3 protein-coding genes are annotated in these 3,241 nt (G+C 70.8%); 1 reads left to right on the plus strand and 2 read right to left on the minus strand.

The window, feature by feature from the left end; genetic code table 11:
* The coding region (locus C1I95_RS32925) for an FAD-dependent oxidoreductase (protein ID WP_146605935.1) at nucleotides 1-257 on the minus strand (257 nt) is incomplete at its 3' end.
* Between the two features lie 179 nt (nucleotides 258-436).
* Here C1I95_RS32925 and C1I95_RS32930 point away from each other — a divergent pair.
* The gene (locus C1I95_RS32930; RefSeq protein ID WP_111219901.1) at nucleotides 437-1,558 is read left to right on the plus strand and encodes an LCP family protein; all 1,122 of its coding nucleotides are present in this window, start codon (nucleotides 437-439) and stop codon (nucleotides 1,556-1,558) included.
* Nucleotides 1,559-1,627: 69 nt separating this feature from the next.
* On the opposite strand, the gene C1I95_RS32935 is transcribed toward C1I95_RS32930, so the two are convergent.
* The gene (locus tag C1I95_RS32935) at nucleotides 1,628-3,103 is read right to left on the minus strand and encodes a M1 family metallopeptidase (RefSeq protein WP_111219903.1); all 1,476 of its coding nucleotides are present in this window, start codon (nucleotides 3,101-3,103) and stop codon (nucleotides 1,628-1,630) included.
* Between the last annotated feature and the right edge of the window lie 138 nt (nucleotides 3,104-3,241).

A 3,241-nucleotide genomic window follows, 5' to 3' on the forward strand; every position in this document is an offset into this window, starting at 1 on the left:
GCCCCGGACAGCACCAGCACCCCACCGCCGGACCGCCGGTCGGCCGCCGGCAGCAGGGTGATCCGTTGCAGGCCGAAACAGCCCAGTTTCGGGGCCCATAGGAAGCGCCGCAGCCGCCACGAGGTCTGCGGGAATTCGTCGTCGGCGAAGCGCCGGCCGGCCTCCAGCACGCCGACCGAGTACCCCTTCTCGGCCAGTCGCAGCGCGGCGACACTGCCGCCGAAGCCCGACCCGATGACGACCACGTCGTACCGCATGCACGCATCATTACTCCCGAGTAGCTCTCGCGCCAGGCGTCGTTTCGCGCGATCATGCAGCGCACCCGACCGGCGCACCGCGCCAGCACGGGCCGGCGCCGCCGGCATCACGCGGAGCCCGGTGGCAACCCTGAGCCCGTTTCACGGCGTTGGGTCGGTACGGCAGAAGGAGGCGGGGGATGGCGTTCGGAGCAAACCGGAGACGGCTGACGCTGGTGCTGGCCGGTCTGGTCACGCTGGCCGTGCTGGCCGTCGGGGCGGTGGTGGTGGCTCGGGCGGTCGGCGACGACCGGCGGGTGCCGACCGCCGGGTCCACCAGCCCGGCCGCATCGGCGAGCGGGCAGCCGAGCCCGAGTGCGAGTCCGAGCACCCCGCCGCCGGGTGCGGACATCAAAGGGCCGCTGAACCTGCTGCTGGTCGGCGTCGACACCCGGGTGAGCGTGCCCGGCTGGCGGCCGAACGCCGACGCCGTGCTCATCCTGCACGTGCCGGCCGGGCTGTCCCGGGCGTACCTCTTCTCGCTCCCCCGCGACCTGGTGGTGGACATCCCGGCGTTCCCGCCGGCCGGCTACCGCGGCGGGCGGACCAAGCTCACCCACGCGATGAGCTACGGCAGCCGGGTGCCGGACCGGCCGAAGCAACCGGACCCGGCACAGGGGTACGAACTGCTGCGCCAGACGGTCAGCGATTACACCGGCCTGCGCATCGACGCGGGCGCCGTGCTCACCTTCGGCGGGTTCGACAAGCTGGTGGACAGCCTGGGCGGCGTCGACATCCACGTCGACCAGCGGGTGGTTTCGCGGCACCGCCAGCCGGACGGGACGCACCGGGAACCGGGCCCCGGGGTGGGCGGCTACACCGGTCCGCAGATGGTCTACGAGCCCGGCGACCGGCACCTCAACGGCTGGCAGGCGCTCGACTACGCCCGCCAGCGCTACCTGTCCGGTGGCGACTACACCCGGCAGCGCCACCAGCAGCAGTTGATCCGGGCGCTGGTGCTCAAGATGCTCGACGACGACCTGGCCCGCCAACCCGAGCGGATCGAGCAGGTGACCGGAGCGCTCGGGGACATGCTGGTCTACGTCGGCGGACGAAAGATCGTGGAGTTCGGGTACGCCCTGAGCGGGTTGAAGCCGGACGCGTTCACGCTGGTCGGCCTGCCGGGCGCGGGGGTAGGCCGGGGCAACGCCTACCGGGGCGAGGAGCTGACCCAGGTCGGTCGCCGCTTCCTCACCGAACTGCGGGCCGGCCGGGCCGACGCCTTCCTCGCCGACAATCCGAAACTGAAGGTGCCGAGCTGACCGGTCCGCCACCGGGCGATCGAACGCCTCGCCCGGTGGCGGACCGCGCCGCACAGGTTGAAGGTCAGGCTAGCGACGCTTGGGGTTGGCGGGCTTCTTCTTGCCGTAGAGCCAGGCGTCGAAGAGCTTGTCCAGCTTCTTGCCGGAGATCCGCTCCGCCAGCGCCACGAACTCCTCCGTGATGCCGTTGGCGTCGCGCTTCTCCTTGGCCCAGGTCTTGAGGATCTCGAAGAACGCCTTGTCGCCCACGGACACCCGCAGCGCGTGCACGGTCATCGCGCCGCGCTCGTAGACCGACTCGCTGAACATATTCTTCACCCCCGGCTTGCCCGGCGGCGTGCGCCACACCTCCGCCGGCACCTGCGCCATCCGGACGTCGAACGCCTCCTTCGCGGTGAACTCGTCAGTGTGCTCGGCCCAGAGCCACGTGGCGTACGACGCCAGGCCCTCGTTGAGCCAGATGTCCTGCCACCGGCTCAGCGCCACGCTGTTGCCGAACCACTGGTGGGCGACCTCGTGCGCGACGACGCTGGTGTTCTCGCCCCGGCGGAAGAAGCCCGCCGAGTAGACCGACCGGCTCTGCGTCTCCAACGCGTACCGGATCCGCTCGTCCGACACGACCACACCGCCGTACGCCTCGACCGGGTACGGGCCGAAGACGGTCTCCAGGTAGTCGGCCACCTTGACGGTCTTGGCGATCGAGGAGTCCGCGGCCCCCTTGGACACCTTCGTGGTCACCGCGTTGAACACCGGCCGTCCCTTGTGCTCGCCCTCGGTGATCCGGAATTTCCCGATCGCCACCATGCTCAGGTAGCTGGCCATCGGCGTGTTCTCGGCCCAGCGCCAGGTGGTCCAGCCGTCCGCGCTGGTCTTGCCGCCCGGCACCCCGTCGCTGACTGCGGTCAAGCCGTCCGGAACGGTGATCTCGAACCGGTAGGTGGCCTTGTCCGACGGGTGGTCGTTGACCGGGAACCAGGTGCTGGCCGACTCGGGCTGGCCGAGGGCGATCGCGCCGTCGGAGGTGTGCAGCCAGCCGCCCTCGCCGACCGCCTGGTTCTTCAGCGCCTTCGGCTTGCCCGCGTACGTGATCTCGGCGGTGAAGTCCCGGCCCGACACCAGGCCGTCCGTCGGGGCGATGACCAGCTCGTTCTTGTCCTGCTGGTGGGTGGCCGGAGCACCGTCGACGGTCACCGCGCTCACCTTCAGGTGGGCCAGGTCGAGGTTGAACGACGACAGGTCGGCCGTCGCCTTGGCCTGCACCGTCGTGACGCCGCTCAGGTGGTCCTTCGCCGGGTCGTAGCGAACCTTCACCGTGTAGCCGGCGACGTCGTAGCCGCCGTTGCCGTAACCGGGGAAGTAGGGATCACCGGCACCCGCGGCGCCCGGCTGGAAGTCCGGTGCCGGTGACGCCGACTCACTCGGCGTCGCCGACGGCGACGGCGCCGCCGACTCCTCCGGCGCGGCCGACTCGCAGCCGGTCAGCCCCAGCGCCCCCACCAGCAGCAGAGCCACGCCCCGCCGTAGGTGCACCCGCCCACCTGTCATCGCAAATCCTCTCCCCGTGACCGGTGACGACGCACGGTCGGACACCGCGACCAGCCTCGATCCGATCGCAGGCGGCAGCCTACCGATGGATGATCACTGAGAGAACGTCAATACGGCGGTGGGCGGCGAGCCGTGTCC

This window comes from Micromonospora craterilacus (assembly GCF_003236315.1).
Classification (GTDB): Bacteria; Actinomycetota; Actinomycetes; order Mycobacteriales; family Micromonosporaceae; genus Micromonospora; species Micromonospora craterilacus.

Excerpts from the sequence above, each read along its gene's own strand:
- C1I95_RS32935 (WP_111219903.1), bottom strand. The coding sequence starts at position 3,103 with ATGACAGGTGGGCGGGTGCACCTACGGCGGGGCGTGGCTCTGCTGCTG.
- C1I95_RS32930 (WP_111219901.1), top strand. The coding sequence starts at position 437 with ATGGCGTTCGGAGCAAACCGGAGACGGCTGACGCTGGTGCTGGCCGGT.